The following is a 20649-nucleotide window of genomic DNA, read 5'->3' on the forward strand; positions in this document are numbered from 1 at the left end:
GACCGCCTTTTTTTCTTCATCATCGTCAAAGAACTGTGCTGTACGCCGCTGGTGAGAAAGTATAATGTTCGGTATACTTACTTATACCGTAATACCTTAACGTCCCGCCTGCAGAACAAAAAGAACCAGCGCTACCGATGTTTTGGTAAAATGCTGACATAAAACAATTTTTAGTACAGGTGGTAGACAGATGAACAAATACGAGCGGATTGCACAAGAGGTCAAAGAGCGGATTATGAATAAGACCTATAGCAGTGATGATCCGATTCCCGATGAGATCTCACTGGCAAAGGAGTTTCGTGTAAGTCGGATGACGATTAAGCGGGCATTGGACACTTTGGTGATGGACGGGTTGCTGAATCGTAAAAGAGGACACGGAACCTTTATCGTCAAATCAGTTCACAATGGCCCTGTTAACGTTGTCGTAAATGAAATGCTGGGGTTAACCAACGTACTGCGCGGGAAAGAGATCAAAAATAAAATCGTCGCCTTTGACGTTCAATTTCCATCCGAAGAGGTAGCGACCCATCTATTTATTGATGCCAATTCTCCTGTATATCATGTGATCCGTCTGCGTGTCGTGGAGGGTGAGCCCTATGTTATCGAGCGCACATACATGCCCACGAAGCTGATCAGCGGTATTACAGAGGAGGTGCTGTACGGCTCGGTGTACAAACATATTAAGGAGGAGCTGGGACTTAATATTGTCGGTTCACACCGTACCATCCGGGCCTCCAAGTCAACGGAACTGGATCGTGAGCATTTGGACTGCGCAGCGGATGATCCAATCTTGGAAATTGAGCAGGTGGGTTATCTGGATACGGGTATACCATTTGAATACTCGTTCTCGCGGCATCGGTACGATAAATTTGTGTTTACCACAGTGAATCGAATGCGTTGATTAGTAAAAAAATAAGCATAAGGGTTCGAGCTACATATTCTCGAATCCTTGTGCTTTTTTGTGTTTACAATAAGTTTAAGGGAAAATGAGATGCTTTATTTTTTACAATAAGCAATAAAACTTTCTATCCATTGTATGGTTATAGTTTCGCGTAAAATAGCACCATCTAATACAAGATAATCGCCAAAATTATCACTATCAAGAGGAGGAATAGTTTCATAACGTTCTTTATTTTTGCGTAAATGTTCCAGCCTATCTTGATGTTGAAGCAGCTGATGTTCCAACAAATATAATCGGGTTGTTATATCCAGATGATTAGAAAAATACATTCTCAGCTTAAACACATCTTTGGGAGTGGGTTCAATAGGCTCTGCTTTTTTTAGCCATTGTAAAAAATCTTCTTTGCCTTTCTCCGTAATCGAATACAATTTTTTTTCTAAAATTTCTCCGCTAATTTGGATCTCGTAGACGATAAGTCCCTCATTAAGCAGTTTTTTTAATTCTGGATAGATCTGACTATGCTTTGCAGTCCAAAATTCGCCTAAATCTTTACTGAATTCTTTACCTATATCATAACCAGTCATAGGTTCTTTATTTAACAAGCCCAGAATGGCATATTTTAAAGTTCTCATAAGGCACTCTTCCTAACATTTTCGTCGTTTATTGGTTAAGTATAACATATTTAGCGAGTCCACAATAAGATTGATATATTATTGAAAACATATTTAATAAAACATATAACTACATACATGTTCCTGTTGATATATTTCAAAGCGCGTGTTAATATTATTTCGAAATATGTGAATGATTTCACAATACAACGACGAGGGAGAAGAAGATCTCAGTGGAACTTACAAAAAAGAGATGGATTATTCTGATTGCAAGCTGTTTTATTAATCTGTGTATTGGATCAATTTACGCGTGGAGTGTATTTTCTGCCCCAATGGCAGAATATTTGAGCAGCGTCACAGGACTTAGTTTAACACCGGGGAATTTGGCTATTGCATTTACGATTACAAATTCGGTAGGTCCTATCACGATGATTTCAGGTGGCTGGATTAATGATCGATTCGGGCCCAAGAAAGTGATCTTTGTAGGGGGCTTGCTATTTGGAGGCGGTATGATTTTATCAGGATTTGCAACATCTGTAGGTTACCTGGTATTGGCTTACGGTATCGTACTCGGCCTAGGAACGGGAATGGTTTACGGATGCACAATTAGCAATTCTATTAAGTTTTTCCCTGACAAAAGAGGATTAGTTGGCGGTATAACAACGGCTGCTTATGGAATAAGCTCAGTTATTATACCTCCTATTGCCAATAGTTTAATCAGTAGGTCTGGTGTGACATCAGCATTCATTATCATCGGTATAGCATTTCTTATTATTGTATGTGCTGCTTCTTTCTTCATTGAGAAATGTCCATCTGACTTTGTTCCTGCAGGATGGACACCCAAGACTGTAAATGTTGGCCGTTCTATTCAGAACGACAAAGACTGGAAGGGCATGCTCTCAAGCCCTCTGTTTTATATCATGATCTTGTTATTAATGTGTGGTGCTTTTGCCGGACTCATGTGTACATCACAAGCTTCTCCTATAGCTCAGAAAATGATTGGTATGTCTGCGGCAGCCGCTACGACAGTTGTTTCCGTATTGGCATTGTTTAACACGGGCGGACGAATCGTTGCAGGCTATATTTCGGACAAAATCGGTCGAATCAATACCCTGGCTTTTTCTTCTGTCTTTTCGGTCATAGGGCTCACATTGCTTTATTTTTCAGGCGAAGGTAGTGTGTTGACATTCTATATCGGTATTTCAGTTATTGGTTTATGTTTTGGTGCACTGATGGGGGTATTTCCTGGATTTACTGCCGATCAGTTTGGTGTGAGAAATAATAGTGTGAATTATGGAATTATGTTTATTGGATTTGCAACAGCAGGATACTTTGGCCCATCGATTATGAGTCATGTTTACAGCACAGACAGTAGCTATCAGAGAGCCTTTGTCATTGCGGCCGTACTTGGCATAACCGGACTTGTTCTAACATTTGTATATAAGTTCACTACCCGAAAAAATCAGAAGATGGCTGTGGATATGAATCAGAAAGCTATCAATTAACCCATAGCAATAAATACAGATAAGGAGCATGAGATCATGCAAAGAAAATATCCCAATCTATGTAAACCAATTACAATTGGAAATGTGACTTTCAGAAATAGAATGTTTGGCTCTCCTATGGGAGGTACAGATATTACAGCTGACTGCACTATTGGACCGAAATCTACAGCTTTTTATGAATTAAGAGCAAAAGGCGGTGCTGCGTCAGTTACGGTCAGCGAAGTCGTGGTTCATCCTGAGACGGAAGCTTCCCATATGTACCATCTGGATCTGGGGACAGTAGATTCTCTTGCTAGTTTTACCTATACTGCAGACGCTATTCGCCGTCACGGGGCAATTGCCAGTGTGGAATTGTCTCATTCTGGACAGTATGCAGGAACTTATCTGACTGACAAAAATAAGAAACAAGGACTTGCTCAGTGGGGACCCAGTCCAGGAGTACGTCCAGACGGCAGAGAAGTAAAGGAACTTACGCAAGAACTAATTGCTGACATTGTAGCAGCTTATGGTAGATGTGCTGGACTGGCCAAGAGAGCAGGTTACGAAATGATTATGGTTCATGGCGGACATGGATGGTTAATTAATCAGTTTTTTTCTCCTTATTTCAACCGCAGAACAGACAAGTATGGCGGATCTTTGGAAAACAGGGTGCGTTTTGCACAGGAGGTTCTTGACTGTGTTCGTAAAGCTGTGGGTTCTGGCTTCCCAATCGAGTTTAGAATGAGTGGCTCAGAGTTATTTGAAGGCGGCTATGGTCTGACAGAAGGTATAGAAATTGCTAAATTAATCGAATCAAGAGTCGACTTGCTTCATGTATCTGCAGGAACCTATCAGACAGGATTTGGTATCACACACCCTTCGATGTTCTTGCCTCATGGAAGTAATGTTTATCTTGCAGCAGAGATTAAGAAGCATGTAAGTGTTCCGGTTGCAACGGTCGGCGGATTAAATGACCCGGCACAAATGGAAGAAATCATTGCCAGCGGTCAGGCGGATGTTGTTGAAATGGCTCGCGCACTGCTTGCTGATCCAGAGCTTCCAAGAAAGGTGATGAGCAACCGCGACGAGGACATTATTAAATGTCTGAGATGCTTCACCTGTATGGCAGAACGTGCAGAAACATCCACAAGACGCTGTACAGTTAACCCATTAATTGGTCGTGAGATGGATGGAACAGAAATTTACCCTTCCCCTAATCCACGCAAGGTTTTAGTAGCCGGTGGAGGCCCAGGCGGGCTTTATGCAGCTCTTACTGCAGCCAAACGCGGACATAAAGTTATTCTATGTGAGAAGGCTGACGAGATAGGCGGTATTTTGAGGGGAGAGCAGGCGATTCCTTTTAAATATGAGATGTATGAATTAGGTGTTACTCTCGGAAAGCTGGCTAAAGACGCTGGCGTTGAGATCCGTTTGAATACACCTGTTACTAAAGAGTATGCAGAGAAAGAAAATGCTGATGCGTTAATTATCGCAGCTGGTTCCGCAGCAATTGTTCCTCCAATTCCTGGATTGAATGGTGATAACGTAGTCATTGTTAATAACTACTATCTGGAGAAGGATAGGGTCAGCGATAGCGTAGTCGTATTGGGAGGCGGTCTGGCAGGCTGTGAAGCAGCAATTCACCTTGCCCAGGAAGGTAAGACGGTTCATCTGGTAGAGATGAGAACGGAGCTGGCTCCGGATGCTAATATTAGACATCGTCCGATTATGCTAAAAGAAATCGAAAAGAATAACATTCAGGTTCATTTAGGATTTAAAGGGCTGAGTGTTACACAAGAAGGTGTTGCTTGCGCTGATCAAAATGGTGAAGAACATTTTGTTCCAGGTACTTCAGTCATTTGTGCGCTTGGACAACGTCCAAGAAGAAACGTAGTAGATGAGTTAATTGATTGTGCACCTTATGTTGCACAAATCGGAGATTGCGTTAAGGCATCTACTATCACGACTGCAATATATCAAGGATATCATGCAGCGCTTGATATCTGATTATCTGCGACTCACTATCATTGCCCGGCATGGGACACTTCAGGAGTCTAAGAGAGGTACTCGAACATAGCGGTTCAACACAAATTGCACAGCTCCTGCAAATGGGTACAACATTGCGCAAGAGCTGTGCGATATTTTTTTAAGGATTAAGGCAATATTCCAAGTGTGAAAGTTAATTGCCAAGCAATCTTACTTCATGCACCGTCGGGGTATACCAGTTGTTCGGGTTATTGAATAGCACTGCATTTACAAGGTTGATTCGCACGTAGCGAGCTTGAAAATTGACTTTGTCACTGGTAAAACCATACGTGGTATTACCTGTACGATCAATCGTGGAGTAGTTAACTCCATCCATGCTGTATTCAATTTTATATTTGTAATACGCTTCAGATCCTTTGTACATAAACCATGAAATATCCACTTCGCTGATGGTCTTGGTACTGCCTAAATCGACCTGCCACCAAGCGGGCCAGGATGCGGAGGCAGCCTTCCACGAGGTTTGGGCGTTGCCGTCGTTCGCCAGTGAAGCTGGAGAACTGGATGCGGCTGAGCTAGCAGTCGCTGTTTTGCCCTGTGCGTGATTCACAAGGGACGGCAGGATTACTGTGCCTGTCGCAGCATCCAGATCCCAGCTACTGTACCAGTTCAGGGTTGCTGTTTTGTTGGAGTCATTCAGAGTTAGTGGCAACCAGATGAATTTGTGGTCGCTCAGATTGAGCGGATTCCAGCGATCGCCCATATAGATGTAGCTGGTTCCTGCGCTACCTGTAATCGTGGCGATGGAATGGATTTGCGAGCCGTAAGCCGCCGGATCACCGAAGGGCGACAGAGCAGACCAGCTTCCAGTCATGGAACTGGCGGTTGCGTAAGCGCCCTGATTCGGATACCAGCCAGATGCCTGAGAGGTGAACAGGTAGTAGATATTGTTCTTTTTCACAACAGCAGGAGCTTCGCGATAGCCATTTTCAAAAATCCAGCCAACGAACGCCTGCACACCTGTATAATCGGCTGTCAGCTTGAAGATCGCCATCGTATCATTGGCGCCGCCATTTTTACGGGAAGCTGTAATAAGGTAGCCGCTACCGTCCGTATCCGTGAACACCGTCATATCACGAGACTCGTAATTCAGTGGGCGGAAGCTGCCTTGGTAGGCAAAATTTCCGTCGGGTGTATCGCTGGTAGCGACGGCTACACGACCTAGTGAGTAGTCCGTGCCATTTTCATAGTGCGCCCATAGTACATATTTTCCGGTGGTTTTGTTGTAGATAACTTTGGGACGCTCGATTTTGCTCGAATTCAGCTCAGGGGCGGAATCTTTGGTGAGAATACTGCTGCGGAAGGACCAATTTTTCAAATCGGTTGAGGTATATACGTTCACTTTTTCAAATTTCCAGTTTTCGGCGTGCTCGCCGTACCAATAATAAGTAGAACCTACTTTTAGAATATTACCGCTGTTTGCCTGAATCGGGTTACCTGCGGTGTCTTTCCAATCCGCTCCGTTCGTAATGGCTGTGCTTGCTGTTGCGCTCAGGGATAGTTCAGCATTGGCGACGTCCAAACCATTCAGCGCTTGGTTCACCTCGGTCCCGTAGGTTGCTTGCGTAACGCCTGTTGTATTGGCGTGTGCTGTATCGGGTTGAAGACCCGCACTGGCCACTGCGAATAGGATACAAATCCATGCGGCTAACCATTTGCTGCTGTTGATCCACTTCACGATATCATCTGCCTCCTTTAACACGGATAGGATGGGTCGGAATGGCTTGTCCGGCACCTCATTTTCGATTTTACCCTAATTGGAAGCGTTTACAAGTGGAATAAATTGAAGTCTTTAGCATGGTGAAACTGTTGTTACGAGAAAGGACAAATCTGATCACTGCATACAAAATAGGTATATAAATATTTGAAACTTTGGGGAAAGCTCGTCAGTTATGTGGGAAGCGTTTGTAATTGTGCGTTTTGTCATTGACACGTTCACATTATTTTAAATTTAAAGTGACTGGAATCACATAAACGGTTACTTTATGTGGGTATACTTGCTTTAAATTGAGGGTTACAAATGGGACATATATTGAAATACCCTTTGTTATCTTATTTTGGAGAGAAGAGGGATACAAAGATGCTAAGTGAGCAAACCATTGCAACGATCAAATCGACTGTACCTGTTTTGGAGGTACACGGAACTACAATCACCAAGCGTTTTTACCAGATGATGTTTGAGGCCCATCCCGAGCTTCTCAATATATTCAATCACGCGAATCAGAAACAAGGACGTCAACAGGGAGCGCTGGCCAATGCTGTATACGCGGCTGCACAGCACATTGACCGTCTGGAGGAAATTCTTCCGGTGGTACGTCAGATTGCACATAAGCATCGCAGTTTGGGAATTAAGCCCGAGCATTACCCTATCGTCGGAAAATATCTGCTCGCTGCGATCAAGGACGTACTGGGAGATGCGGCTACAGACGAGATCATTGCCGCATGGGCCGAGGCCTATGGTGTGATCGCTAATGTATTTATAGACGTGGAAGCTGAAATGTACAAGGAGGCTGGACAGCAGCAGGGAGGCTGGTCAGATTTTAAGAGCTTTGTTGTGCAGAAAAAGGTTAAAGAAAGCGACCAGATTACGTCCTTTTATCTGGTGCCGCAGGATGGACAGGTGTTGCCTGAATTCGAACCTGGGCAATATATAAGCTTAAAAATGGAAATTCCGGGTGAACATAATACCCACATTCGTCAATACAGTCTTTCGGATGCCCCGGGCCACTCCCACTACCGGATATCTGTAAAGCGAGAGGATGCTGTAGAGTCCCGTCCGGCAGGTAAAGTATCCGTGTATCTGCATGAGCAGGTGCAAGAGGGCGATGTGCTTCAGGTATCTGCACCGGCGGGTGATTTTACGCTGGATCGGGCAGATCGCAGACCTGTCGTGCTGATCAGTGGCGGTGTCGGGCTAACCCCGATGGTCAGTATGCTGGCTTCCTTGGTGAAATCTGCTCCGCATCGGCCTATCACCTTTGTCCACGCAGCAGTCAACGGGGATAACCATGCTCTGCGTAATGAGGTAGAAAAGCTGGTCGCCACACATGCACAGGCTGCAGTTCGCTGGTGTTACAGCAGACCAACGGAGCAGGATCGGCTGGCACAGGCTTTTCACAAGGAAGGCCGTTTGGATCTGGCCTGGTTACAATCCGTGATACCGGAACGTAACGCACAATATTACTTTTGCGGCCCTGAGGGATTCATGCAATCGGTATACGGCCTGTTGAAGGAGTGGAATATCCCTGCTTCGGATATCCACTATGAATTCTTTAGTCCTGCTAGCGCATGGGAAGCAGAAGCACAATGACACATCAAAAAAGACGAAGGATATTTATCCTTCGTCTTTTTTGCGATGATTACAATGGGAAATCCTGCTCATTGGGTACTACTTTTCAAAGTGCGATCCTGTTTTCATAACAAGGGAGTACGCAAAAATTCCATACCTTGCGGCATGTATGGGCGTAAAGCCTCCGGAATACGGATCGAACCGTCCTCTTGCTGGTGATGCTCCAGCAACGGGATCAGAATCCGGGGCGAAGCGACCGCTGTGTTATTGAGCGTGTAACAATATTTCAGCTTGCCGTCCGCATTGCGGTACCGGATGTTGGAACGGCGCGCCTGGAAATCAAGCAGCTGGGACGACGAATGTGTCTCGCCGTAAGCCTGGCGGCTGGGCATCCATGTCTCAATGTCCACCTGCTTGTAGGTTTTTTGCGCCATGTCGCCTGTACAGACAGCCATCTTACGGTAGGGCAGCTCCAGCAGTTGAAGCAGGTCTTCCGCATTGCGCGTAATCTCCTGAAACATCTGTTCCGAAGCGTCCAGGCTGGCTTCGCAGATGACGACCTGCTCAACCTTGGCAAACTGGTGCACACGATACAGTCCGTGCACATCCCTTCCGGCCGAGCCAACCTCATTGCGGAAGCATACGGACACGGCTGCCAGCCGAATCGGGTCCGTAACATCCACGATCTCACCGCTGTAATACGAGACCAGAGGCACTTCCGAAGTGCCTACAAGCCACTGATCCTCACCTGTAATGCGGTACGTCTGATCCAGTCCGAGCGGGAAAAAACCAGTGCTGCGCATGGCCTCTGCACGTACCATCAGCGGAACATCCAGCAACTGGAATCCACGTTCAGTCAGCAGATCCACCGCAAGCTGCTGCACAGCCCGATGCAATGCAACCCCTGCTCCCGTCAAATAGTAGTTACGGGTACCGGCTGTTTTGACACCCCGAGGGACGTCGATTAGCTTATGAAGCTCACCGAGCGTCATATGATCCTTTGGTTCAAATCCGAAGTTCGGAACCGGCCCGACCTGCTCCAGTTCTACATTATCCTCATCCGATCTCCCCCGTGGCGTATCTGGCGATACGATATTAGGCATCAGAAGCAAGAGTTGTTGAAACTGTTCCTCTACTTCCTGTTGCGGGGCTTCCAGAAGATCTACTCGTCCGTTAATTTCTTTGACCTGCCGCTTTGCCACTTCTGCCTGTTCACTCTGGCCGGCATGGATTAGCGCGCCAATATCCTGACTACATTGATTACGCTTCTGCCGAAGCTGTTCCACTTCCTGAAGTAGCTGTTTTCTCCGATCATCCAGGGTCAACAGCTCTGCGACCGATACCTGTATTCCTTTGCCGTCTGCTGCTGTCTGAACCTGTTCTTGATGCTCTCTGATCCATTTGATATCCAACATGACACCGCACTCCTTTTCGGATAAAAATACAAAAAGCGCCCTCATCCACATGGGACGAGGAGCGCTTTGGTCTCGCGGTGCCACCCAAATTGACCAGACAGCATGACAGATGTCATAACTCTCCAATCCACTTTGCTCCGCTGTAACGGGCGGGTCCGGTTTACTTAGGTACATATCGCCATATCCTACGCTAACGTATGGTCCTTGGCGTAAACGCCTCCGAGTTGGATGCTCTTCATAGGCATAATATCGTTTGCTTTTTTGTAAGTATACGGATTTTCGGCAGGTTAATCAAGGGCATGAGTCTGTACATTGGATTACTTAGTTTTTTCATCATGATCTTTCCAATAAAAATAAATACACAGCGTAGACTCTGCAACACATCCATGCGGGTTTCATGTTTGCGAAGGGAAGAGGTAGTCTTTATTTCTTATGTATATCTGTCCTACTTCATCTGCGATCATGAAACTGGAAGAATATTTAAGTAAAAGCCCCAATTTAACGTCCAAAATGGGCTATAGTCTCTATAATGCCTTTTTAATTTCATGTAAAATGTAATGATTACCAAAATGGACAGCGATGGAGGAGAACATGGAGGATTTTAAAGATCGTTTACATACGATCCGCCAAGAACAGAACAAGCTGCTCAAGGAGTATCAAACATTAATCGCGGACTATGAAGCCTCAGATATCATTCTGGAGAATGAGGTTCTGCGAAAAAAGTTCGAGGATTATCAGGCTCGCTGCATTCACTTGGAAGAGCGAGTACGACATATTGAGCAGGAAAATGGAAAGCTGCGCACTGCGCTGACGGAGCAAATGCTGAGTGAAAAAGCGAATATGATCCGCATTTCGCGTGAAAAGCTGGAGACCTATTTTGCCTCCAGAACTACAGAAGGGGAAAATCGGCTGACAGCCTTTGAATATGGGGCTAAAAACCGGGTGGACCAGCTTATTCAGCAAACTACGCATGAGCTTAAAGAAGATCAGGACGAGATCGTCGCCAGATTACGACTGTTCTCAGAGGAGATTCGTGACCGAATCATGGAGCAACGCGGGCGGTTTCAGGAGGCCGAGCGCAAATTGCTTCATCAGACGGCAAGCGAGTTCCAGCAGTTCGGAGAAGAAGAGATCAGCGAAGAAACGATGCAGAAGCGCATGAAGCAAAATCAGTTTGAAATGAAGCTAGGCTTGAACTGGATCAACAAGCTGGGGATTTTGCTCATTATATTGGGTGTGGGAGCCGCTTTTAAATACTCATACTCGAACTGGTTTACAGGAAATATGAAGGGCGTGGCCTTCTTTCTGCTAGGAGCGTTGATGCTGGGCGGCGGGGAGTGGCTGTACCGTAAGCAGAAGCAGACCTTTGCGCTCGGTATTTTGGGCGGCGGTATTTCTGTGTTGTACGGATCGATTTTTTACAGCTACTTTTTGTTAGAAATCATAGGAATGTATACAGGCATAGGCTTATCCGTACTCGTTACGGTGACCGCTGTGCTCCTGTCATTAAGGTATGAATCCCGAACGATATGCTCTTTTGGTTTAGTAGGGGGATATCTCCCGCTCTTTTCCTATATGGCAGCGAACGGACTGGAAGGGAACGCCGTGTATATCGCCATGGGCTATTTGTTCCTGTTAAATTTGCTGATTCTGCTTGTATCCTTCCGCAAACGGTGGGTCGTCGTGCAATATATCAGCTTTTTACTTAATACGCCCTTGATGATTGTGCTGGCGTGGTTATCGGAAAGTGCCGTAGCGAGCATGCTGTATGCAGTCATTACATTTGCGATGTACCTCGGGATGACGCTGTGGGTGCCGTTCCGTTTAAAATCAAAACTGTCATGGCTGGATTTCTCCCTTTTGGCTCTGAATACAGTCGTGAGCTGTTCCGTTCTGTATTCTCTGTTCGGCGATGCAGGCCTGGATGATTATAAAGGCTTGCTGGCTCTCGTCTTTTGCTTGGTGTACGGGGGTCTGGGACAATGGGTCCGTCGATATATTCCAGAGGAGAAACAAACCAAAATATTATTTTATGCGACTTCGTTGACCTTTGCCATCCTTATGGTGCCGTTCCAGTTTGGAGTTAGATGGTTATCCATGGGCTGGTTGATCGAAGCGGTTCTTCTTACATTATATGGGCACCGTTACCGGTTGAAGGAATTGGAACGAGCTGGCTGGGGCATTTTATTACTGTGTCTGGGCGCATTCTTTTTCGTCGATTTCCCTATATATCTGTTGTCAGGATTTGAGACAGACTATTTTGGACTCAAATATACGCTCATTACACTGGGAATGTTGATCGTTACCGTCTTCTATGCGATTCAATTTAGCCGTCCGAATGCTTTCAAAAACAATCGTTTGTACGAAATGCATATCATGCAAGGATTTAAATATGTAGCTTTGGTGAACGTGTATTTCTACCTTTTGTATGAAGCCGGGCATTGGTATAACATCGTTGTATCCGACGGGTTTGTCCATTACACCTTGTACAAAGTGTTGTTGTACACCTGCGTATCGCTGGTGTTGGCTTATTTCCTGCCTAAGGTGAGGTTGCTGTATGATCGGGTGATTAAATACTACAGCTTGGCGTTGTACGTCATAGGCTACGCGCTGGCACTGGTGATCACCGTAACGGTTCCAACCTTGCATGAAAATTATGCACAAAATACGGCTGCTGATTATGTGGCGTTAGTGGTACTCGCAGCCTTTAATGTGCTGGTATTCTTCAGCAGCAGGGATTTTCTGAACGCACTGATGACCCGACATTATAGAAGCAATGAGTTGTATCCGGTCATTATGGGTGTATATTTGCTGGGTATCATAACCGCCTTTCTCGGAGTTCAGTTCCGCCTGGGGGATGCTGGTCTTGTGTTCAGTCTGGTGTATTTGCTGCTGGCCATTTTGTATATTGTATACGGCTTCCTCAAGCGAGTGGTCTACATTCGCAGATTTGGATTGGGCTTGACCTTGCTGTCGACAGGTAAGCTGCTGTTGTATGATCTGCACCTGTTAACGACGGGGAGCACGATTGTAGCCTACTTCTCTTTTGGTGTTGTACTGTTGGCGATTTCGTATATTTATCAAAAAGTATCTAATCGCATGGGAGAGACCATAATAAAGAAGGATGTTGAAGAAAATATGTAGTTTTCTGTTGTATTTTGTAGATACGGAACATTATGAAAATAAATCCGGTAATAGTGAAAAATTATGCATGACCTTACATCCTACTTACGCTATAATGAGTAAAAATTATTTATGTACGCATGCTCATGTTTATGCGTAAGTAGAGAGAATGAGGGGGATATAATGAATTTGAGCAAGGGGCAGAATAGCCTGTCTGATAAAAATGAACGCTTCTCGTCTGCTGGATTCATATTGGCGGCGATCGGGAGTGCGGCAGGACTAGGTAACATATGGAAATTTCCGTATATTACAGGACAATATGGCGGAGCTGCATTTTTCTTATTGTTTATTGTCTGCCTGTTGCTTGTTGGTTTGCCTGTACTTTTAGCAGAGCTTGCGCTTGGTCGTGCAGGTCGAGGAAGTGCTGCTTCTGCAATGGTAAAAGTAGGCGGTCACCCGATTTGGGGCAAGATGAGCATTATGTTTGTTATCGTGCCTTTTGTTATCTTATCGTTCTATGCCATTGTAGGAGGCTGGACACTGCATTATGCCGTAGAGGCATTTAGCGGAAATCTGTTTTCAAATAATGATTTTGCTGGACAGTTCGCTTCTTTTTCCTCCGGGTATGCGCCGTTGGTTTGGCTGTTAGTTGTTTTTGCATTTACAGCAGTCGTGGTTACTCTTGGGGTATCAAACGGGATTGAAAAGTTCAATAAAATTTTGATTCCTGCCAAGGTCATCCTGTTGCTCGTGTTGATGATTAACGCTCTTATGCTGCCAGGCTCTGGTGCGGGCGTATCCTTCTTTCTGAATCCCGACTTCTCTAAGCTAAGCATAGAGTCTGCATTGGTTGCTTTGGGACATGCCTTCTTCTCACTCTCACTGGGGATGGGAATTATGATCACGTACGGTGCGTACGTGGATCGCCGTCAATCGCTGGGTGGAGCCATGCTGGCAGTTGGTGGCGGAGATTTAATCTATGCGTTTATCGCAGGTATGATTATTTTCCCTACAACCTTCTCCTTCGGAATTAACCCAGCTCAAGGACCATCTCTGGTTTTCATTGCTTTACCGGCTGCTTTCTCGGCAATGCCTTTTGGTGCATTCTTCGGCGGTTTGTTCTTTGTACTGCTGGCGGTTGCTGCATTAGGTTCTATGGTATCCTTGCTGGAAGTTCCAGTAGCCTATGTCATGGAGCGTATGCGTTGGAGCCGGGTTCGCTCTGTTATCGTCGTATCGGTCCTGTGCTTGATGCTGGGCGTCCCTTCTGCATTGTCCATGGGCCTGGTGCCGGAATTAAAAGTGGGGGATAAATCATTCTTTGATTTCGTAGACTTCACCGCTTCCAACATCTTCTTACCGTTAGGCGGTTTGTTGATTGTTATATTCACAGGTTATTACTGGAAGACTGCGGCTGAGCATGCGAACATCAAACCCTTCTGGTTCAACGTGTGGTTATTCGGTCTCCGGTATGTTGCACCGATCCTGATGTTGTTGGTCTTCCTTCATACCTCAGGTATCATCAAATTTTAAGAGCATAGAATACTAATAAAAAGGCATTTTCTTCCTAAGGGAAGAGATGCCTTTTTTTGTATATCTATCAGTGGTTACCTAACTGTGGAAAGGAATGATATAATAAAAACATTGTCATTAATTTTAACTTCATTGAAATCATTACGATTATGAAGTTTTATATAATGAATGAAAAGGCTACAGGGCATCGCACAGACGATGTGCAGGAGAGGGAAAGGGCAGAAGAGCATTGAAACAGACAGGGAGCTTGAATTTGCAAGAAGGACGGCGGCTGAAATGAAGTCTAAACAATTGCCGTCACAACGTCGTTATATGCCAGGTTTGGATGGATTAAGAGCGCTGGCGGTCATCGCAGTCATTGTGTATCATCTGAATCCGGATTGGTTGCCGGGTGGTTTGTTGGGTGTAGGCGTGTTTTTTACTTTGTCGGGGTATCTGATTACAGATATTTTGGTGAGTCAGTGGGATACATATCATAGTTTTAAAATGAAAGATTTCTGGTTGCGTCGTGCCAGAAGGTTGCTGCCTGCCATGTTGACGGTTGTGGCTGTCATTGTCCTGTGCTCGTTGCTTTTCGATCCGTCGCGGCTAACGGCCTTGCGCGGAGATGTACCTGCCGCATTGGTGTATATGAGCAATTGGTGGTTTATCTTCCATCAGGTTTCGTATTTTGAAAGTTTCGGCCCACCTTCTCCGCTTGGGCATCTGTGGTCGCTGGCGGTGGAGGAGCAGTTTTATATCTTGTGGCCTTTACTACTGGCGCTTGGGCTAAAATTCATGCCCAAGCGTATTGTGCTCGCAGGCTGGGTGACTTGTCTGGCGTTAATATCTGCACTCCTGATGGCAGTGATTTACGTACCAGGAAGCGACCCGAGCCGGGTGTATTATGGCACGGATACGCGCGGATTTGCTTTGCTGATTGGTGCGGCGCTGGCCTTGGTATGGCCAAGCGGCAAACTGAAAGAGCAAGCTTCTCCTAAGGCGCGTATGCTTCTGGACAGCATCGGTGCAATAAGCTTGCTGCTGCTTTGTCACTGGGCGTGGGCCTCGAATGAATATGACCCATCTCTGTACCGGGGCGGCCTGCTGGGCATAGCTTTGGTCACTGCTATTGTGGTCGCAGCGTTGGCACATCCGGTAAGCCACCTTGGTCGTCTCCTTGGAATCAAGCCGCTACGCTGGATTGGAGCCCGTTCCTACGGACTGTATCTGTGGCATGTTCCGGTTATTACGCTAACGACGCCTCAAGTAGATACCGATGGCGTGCATGTGATGCGTATCATTTTACAATTGCTAGCTACCGTATTGCTGGCGTCTCTCTCATTTAAATATATCGAGGAGCCGATTCGCCATGGAGGATTCCGCCACTGGATCACAGAAATCCGTTCAGCGGTTCGTAGACAGGCGCGGTGGAGATGGATGCCTACAACTACAGCGGCTGTGCTTTTTGCAGGTATTCTCGTGGGTACCGTCCACCTGTACGTGGCGTCTCCTGACGCAACGATTCAGGCAGCATCAAGTGATGAGAAGCCAGTCGCAAAGGCAAAGGCGATGCCGCCGCTTCACGGAACGGTATCCGTGGCTTCCAAGGAGCCCAAAGCCATCAAGCTGCAAGGGGCCGAGGGCAGCAAGGTGCAGACCCCAGTCCCGTCTCAAGCCCAGATGTCTAAAAACACGGCGGTCCATGCTGGTACTACGGATAATGTTACGAAACCGTCGGAACCTTCGGACAAACCCAAAGAAGCTACGCCTATTACAGGTGATGGGTCGAGTGTGACCGCCATTGGAGACTCTGTCATGTTGGATGTACAGTCGTACATTCAGGATTCCTTCCCGGGAGCTGTTGTAGATGGACGGATCGGCCGTCAGATGGCGGAGGCGCCTGCCGTACTGGAGCAGCTAAGACAGAACGGACAGCTGGGTAAGACAGTTATTATTGAGCTGGGCACGAACGGCGCTTTCACCAAGGATCAGTTAGCGAATTTGCTGGCCAGTCTGAAGGATACGAAGCATATTATACTCGTGAATACCCGTGTGCCTCGGCCGTGGGAGAGTATTGTGAACAAGCATCTTGCCGAAGCAGCGTTGCAGGACCCGCGAATTACAATGATTGACTGGTATGCAGCTAGCTCTGGTAAAAATTCATATTTCGAGCATGACGGAGTACATTTAAAACCTAGTGGTGCTAAAGCTTATGCGTCCTTGTTGGCTCAGGCCTTAACGAAGCAATCGTAATAAACTGCAATGATACTCATAAATTATGCAAATGCAAGACAAGAAAGCCACCAGGAGTAGGTTGTCCTCTGGTTGAAGTGCATCCCTAAATTTTCATCGGCTAAACCTAAGGGTTTTTCCCATGTCCATTCTAAGGTGTGTACATCAACCCTGATCCGGTGGTTTTTCTTATTTTAGTGGGAGGTACATAAGCTAATGGAAAAGGGCTATTCACATAGTAGGACAAGAGAACACCGCTTGAAGAGGAACAGAAAAAGACTAATTTTACTTGCTATTATATTATTTGTGGCAGGCTGTATTACTTTCATTGCGATAAAGGTCTCAGATAACAAAACGCATGCGCCAACACAGGAGCTTGCTAAAAAAACAGATTCCGTATCCAAGGACTCATCAAAAGGTAAAGTAAATGGGGGAGCAAATGGTAAAGCAGTCTCTCCAAAAAGCGACCCCGAAGTAGAAGATGGTGCCTTTGTCGAAAAATATTTAAAACAGCAAATGCTAGGGCAGATGCCCGATGGAGCCGATGGTAAAAAAGTGGCCTACTTATCCTTTGATGATGGTCCATCCGTGACGGTAACACCTAAAATATTAGACATTCTGAAAAAACAGAAGGTCAAGGCAACCTTTTTTATCGTAGGAAAAGAAGCCGATGAAAATGAACATACCAGGAACATTATCAAAAGAATTGTTAAAGAAGGTCATGCGATAGGAAACCACACGTACTCTCATAATTATAAGTATTTATATCCTAACAAGCGGGTAAGCACGGACCATGTTATGCAGGATATTGAGAGGAACAATAAGGTGTTAAAAAGTATTCTGGGGCCAGAGTTCACCACAAGAATGATCCGGTTTCCGGGGGGCCACATGACATGGAATAGCAGAGATCCACAGGGGATGGCTGCTTTGGATAAAGTTTTACATCAAAAGGACTATCATCAGGTAGATTGGAATGTATTAACGAAGGATGCAGAGGGGAAATCCAAGAAGGCACCGGCACTAATCAACCAGTTTATAAGGTCAGTCAAAGGTCGTGAAAAAGCAATCATACTCATGCATGACACCTATGGTAAAGAAGAAACCGCAAAAGCGTTGCCTCAAATTATAGAATTCCTAAAGAAACAGGGATATGAGTTTAAGGTTATGAAGTAGGATATGTTTATATGTAAGAAAAGGACGGGGCTGATGGCCACCGTCCTTTTTGCAATTAAGGTTTATACTTCGCGTGTTTAGATGCGTTCTGCTTCACCCATCGCCTGAATGAAAGCTCCGATACCTTTGGGATCGTTGGTTATAATCGGCTCGCTGATATAGTAAGCGAAGGTGCCATCCCGACGATCTTTACCACCCAAACCGCTTACTTGCACCGTTTTGTTCAGATTCACAAGTCCTTCTTCAGTAATCGTGATAAATTCATCGATAATTCCCTTACGGATAATTTCTGCCTCTTGACGATATTGCTCTGGCAGATAGCCTTTGCGAACGCCCTTGGCAATAGCATAGAGAATCATGCAGGAAGCAGAGGCTTCCAGATAGTTGCCTTTCACATGGCCCAGGTTGAGCACTTGATAAAAGACACCACTTTCTTTATCACGCACTTTCAGCAGGGCTTCCAGTGTTTCCGTCAGCATATCAATCAGGACGGGACGGTCTGCATGATCCTCTGGAATATAGTCCAGCACATCAACGAGTGCCATAACGAACCAACCCATCGAGCGTCCCCAGAAATTTTTGGAGCAGCCTGTTTCCGGGTTGCACCAATGCTGCTCACCTTTCTCATCCCAGGCATGGTAGAGCAGGCCTGTTTTAGGATCACGTGTATGTTCATAGCAGAGCTTGAATTGCAGGGTCACATCGTCAAACTCTGACGGATCTCCGAATTCACGGATAAATTCAGCGTAGAACGGGGCACCCATGTACAAGCCGTCGAGCCAAATTTGATACGGATAAATTTGCTTATGCCAGAATGCGCCTTCGCTTGTGCGCGGGTGTTTTTCCAGCTGACTGCGTAATTGGTAGGCAGCCTTCTTATATCGTTCATCTCCTGTAGCACGATACAGAGAGAAGAGCAGTTTGCCGTTATTCACATGGTCAATATTGTACTCATCTACTTTATAGCGCTGAATAACGCCATTTTCGTCAACAAAATGATCCATATGTTTCTTTATATATTCCATATACTTGGGATCGCCTGTCAGTTCGCCAACCCATTCCAGACCTCTGTAAATGACGCCGTGGTCATATTCCCATTTTTCGTAAAATTCTGGACTCCGTTGTAGAACGGAATCGCTCATACGTACTGCCCAAGAATCTGTTTTTGTAGGACTGGTTGTTGGTTGTGATGTTGGATTTGCCATGATACAGTCACCTCTTTAGTAAATGTTTAATCTGTATTTGTTATTGTTATTACATAGACGGAGTGTGTGTTTTAGGGTCAACAGGTTTGTTCTTGAAGCCCACGTTATTGTTGCCCCAGCACCGATCGTAATGGAAACCTGTCAGTTCCTCGAATACCTTTCGTGCTTCCGGTTTGGCTGATTTCATGGAGCCACCGTTTTTGAGGCGGTCAATTTCGGCGATTAGCTTCTTGTGGCTGTCAATATCCAGCTTCATCACGACAGACGCAATCATACCGATGATCGCGAGAACGATGGTACCGACCACGAGTACATAAAAGATGGCGTGCTGAGCAGCGACTGGCTGACTATCAGCCCCGGATACAAAGCCAAAATGCTGTAATACCCAGCCAAGAATGAAGACGACAACGGCCCGCACCATTTTTCCGGCAAAAGTCATCATACCTGCATAAATACCTTCCCGGCGACGGCCGGTCAACGCTTCATCCACATCGGCAAGGAACGTGTATTGATTCCAAGGGATGTAGTAGACGCCCCCAGTACCAAGCCCCATGAACAGGGTGATGACATATAGCCATACCATCGTATTCGAGGCTCCCGTTATATAGAGCAGGCCATAACCAGCTACGCTAAAGCAAACGACAACGAGTGCGGCGATGAAAGGCATACGGAACCCTTTACGCACGCAGAATTGGATGAAGAAATAGGTAGAAATCAATTGAATGACAGAGTTAAAGCTGTTCAAATTGGATACCATCTCCGAGCTTTGGAACAAGGAGAAGACAATAAAGTACGTAAAAGCAGAAGTAAACAGCCACTCAGCTGAAAAGCCGCCCAGGTACATCCCGAGATGATGACGGAACGTCTTGACTCGGAAGGTAGAGGAAATGTCGACAAACAACTTTTTCATCGAATCTATAAAGGAAAGCGGAGCTTCACCTTCCAGTTCCTTTTGCAGTTCCTCACTTGGACGTTCCCAGGAGTTTTTGTATAAGAATGCCATCGCAATCAGCAGAATAGCTGCAAAAACGAGACCGGTATAAAAGAAAGGCAATGGAGAGTCTTTGCCATACTCGGCAATAAAGCGACCAGGGATAAAAGCGGCAGCGAAATTGGCAATTTTGCCAAACATGGCCTTCCATCCAGTCAATCTGGAGCGTGCGCCGAAGTCCCGGGTCATCTCCGACGCTAGTGCTTCATACGGCACCATGACAGAGGTATACACCAGTTCAAACAGCACATACGTACTCAGGTAATACCAGAAGCCCAACCCATCTACCCAAAGCATCGGATACACGAGCATCAGCGGGATACCCATCATGATGAAAAAGCGACGTCTGCCGAATTTACGGCCCAAGCGGGTCCGGTGAAAGTTATCGCTGATAAAGCCCATGACCGGATTGCTGATCGCATCTATGATGCTGGCAACAGAGAAAATGGCCGCGGCCTGAACGGGAGACAGTCCGCAAAAGGTTGTATAAAAGTACATTAACCACGCACCGCTAATAGCAAGTGCGCCACTTCCCAGCATGTTACCGCTTCCATAGGCGAGTGTATGTTTCAGTGTGATTCTTCGTTCCATGATCTGTTCACCTCATATTTTGTCTGGTTATGAGGACAATCACCGGTCGCTATATTATGCAGAATTGTCTAAGTTG

The 20649-nt window shown here is 45.8% G+C and carries 13 protein-coding genes; 8 read left to right on the top strand and 5 right to left on the bottom strand.

Annotation, left to right across the window (positions count from 1 at the left end; genetic code table 11):
- Positions 1-190: 190 nt before the first annotated feature.
- On the top strand, positions 191-901 hold the full coding sequence (locus MKX59_RS01505) for a GntR family transcriptional regulator (RefSeq protein ID WP_023990962.1): 711 nt from the start codon (positions 191-193) through the stop codon (positions 899-901).
- A gap of 95 nt (positions 902-996) precedes the next feature.
- Here MKX59_RS01505 and MKX59_RS01510 read toward each other — a convergent pair whose 3' ends face one another.
- A complete protein-coding gene (locus MKX59_RS01510; protein ID WP_068939140.1) occupies positions 997-1533 on the bottom strand; it encodes a PadR family transcriptional regulator in 537 nt (178 codons plus the stop codon).
- 212 nt (positions 1534-1745) lie between these two features.
- Here MKX59_RS01510 and MKX59_RS01515 point away from each other — a divergent pair, with 212 nt between their 5' ends.
- Positions 1746-3017 carry an L-lactate MFS transporter gene (locus MKX59_RS01515; protein WP_023990960.1) on the top strand — a complete coding sequence of 424 codons (1272 nt, stop codon included), beginning with the start codon at positions 1746-1748 and terminating at the stop codon, positions 3015-3017.
- Between the two features lie 36 nt (positions 3018-3053).
- Positions 3054-5003: an oxidoreductase gene (locus MKX59_RS01520; RefSeq protein ID WP_023990959.1), complete on the top strand. Its 1950-nt coding sequence runs from the start codon at positions 3054-3056 to the stop codon at positions 5001-5003.
- Positions 5004-5175: 172 nt separating this feature from the next.
- Here the strand turns inward: MKX59_RS01520 and MKX59_RS01525 are convergent, their stop codons facing one another.
- Positions 5176-6717 carry a family 43 glycosylhydrolase gene (locus MKX59_RS01525; protein ID WP_340857430.1) on the bottom strand — a complete coding sequence of 514 codons (1542 nt, stop codon included), beginning with the start codon at positions 6715-6717 and terminating at the stop codon, positions 5176-5178.
- A 402-nt stretch (positions 6718-7119) separates the two neighbouring features.
- Here MKX59_RS01525 and hmpA point away from each other — a divergent pair, with 402 nt between their 5' ends.
- Positions 7120-8349, top strand: coding sequence for an NO-inducible flavohemoprotein (gene hmpA, locus MKX59_RS01530; protein WP_340857432.1), 1230 nt, complete (start codon positions 7120-7122; stop codon positions 8347-8349).
- Between the two features lie 104 nt (positions 8350-8453).
- Here hmpA and serS read toward each other — a convergent pair whose 3' ends face one another.
- A complete protein-coding gene (gene serS, locus MKX59_RS01535) occupies positions 8454-9743 on the bottom strand; it encodes a serine--tRNA ligase (protein WP_023990956.1) in 1290 nt (429 codons plus the stop codon).
- Between the two features lie 591 nt (positions 9744-10334).
- Between serS and MKX59_RS01540 the strand changes: the two genes are divergently transcribed.
- The 4 genes from MKX59_RS01540 to MKX59_RS01555 all read left to right on the top strand — a co-directional run bounded on the left by MKX59_RS01540 (position 10335) and on the right by MKX59_RS01555 (position 17786).
- Positions 10335-12887 carry a DUF2339 domain-containing protein gene (locus MKX59_RS01540; RefSeq protein WP_076295200.1) on the top strand — a complete coding sequence of 851 codons (2553 nt, stop codon included), beginning with the start codon at positions 10335-10337 and terminating at the stop codon, positions 12885-12887.
- Positions 12888-13049: 162 nt separating this feature from the next.
- Complete coding sequence (locus tag MKX59_RS01545) at positions 13050-14399, top strand: sodium-dependent transporter (RefSeq protein WP_013312591.1); 1350 nt, start codon at positions 13050-13052, stop codon at positions 14397-14399.
- A gap of 276 nt (positions 14400-14675) precedes the next feature.
- On the top strand, positions 14676-16634 hold the full coding sequence (locus tag MKX59_RS01550) for an acyltransferase family protein (RefSeq protein WP_226887724.1): 1959 nt from the start codon (positions 14676-14678) through the stop codon (positions 16632-16634).
- Positions 16635-16829: 195 nt separating this feature from the next.
- Positions 16830-17786 carry a polysaccharide deacetylase family protein gene (locus MKX59_RS01555; RefSeq protein ID WP_028540861.1) on the top strand — a complete coding sequence of 319 codons (957 nt, stop codon included), beginning with the start codon at positions 16830-16832 and terminating at the stop codon, positions 17784-17786.
- Positions 17787-17863: 77 nt separating this feature from the next.
- Here MKX59_RS01555 and MKX59_RS01560 read toward each other — a convergent pair whose 3' ends face one another.
- Complete coding sequence (locus tag MKX59_RS01560) at positions 17864-18991, bottom strand: glycoside hydrolase family 88/105 protein (RefSeq protein ID WP_023990952.1); 1128 nt, start codon at positions 18989-18991, stop codon at positions 17864-17866.
- Between the two features lie 49 nt (positions 18992-19040).
- Positions 19041-20573, bottom strand: a complete 1533-nt coding sequence (locus tag MKX59_RS01565; RefSeq protein ID WP_028540860.1) for an MFS transporter — start codon at positions 20571-20573, stop codon at positions 19041-19043.
- Positions 20574-20649 lie beyond the last annotated feature (76 nt).

Origin of the sequence: Paenibacillus sp. FSL R7-0340, from assembly GCF_038002205.1 — a bacterium.
In the GTDB taxonomy this organism is placed as follows: domain Bacteria; phylum Bacillota; class Bacilli; order Paenibacillales; family Paenibacillaceae; genus Paenibacillus; species Paenibacillus polymyxa_B.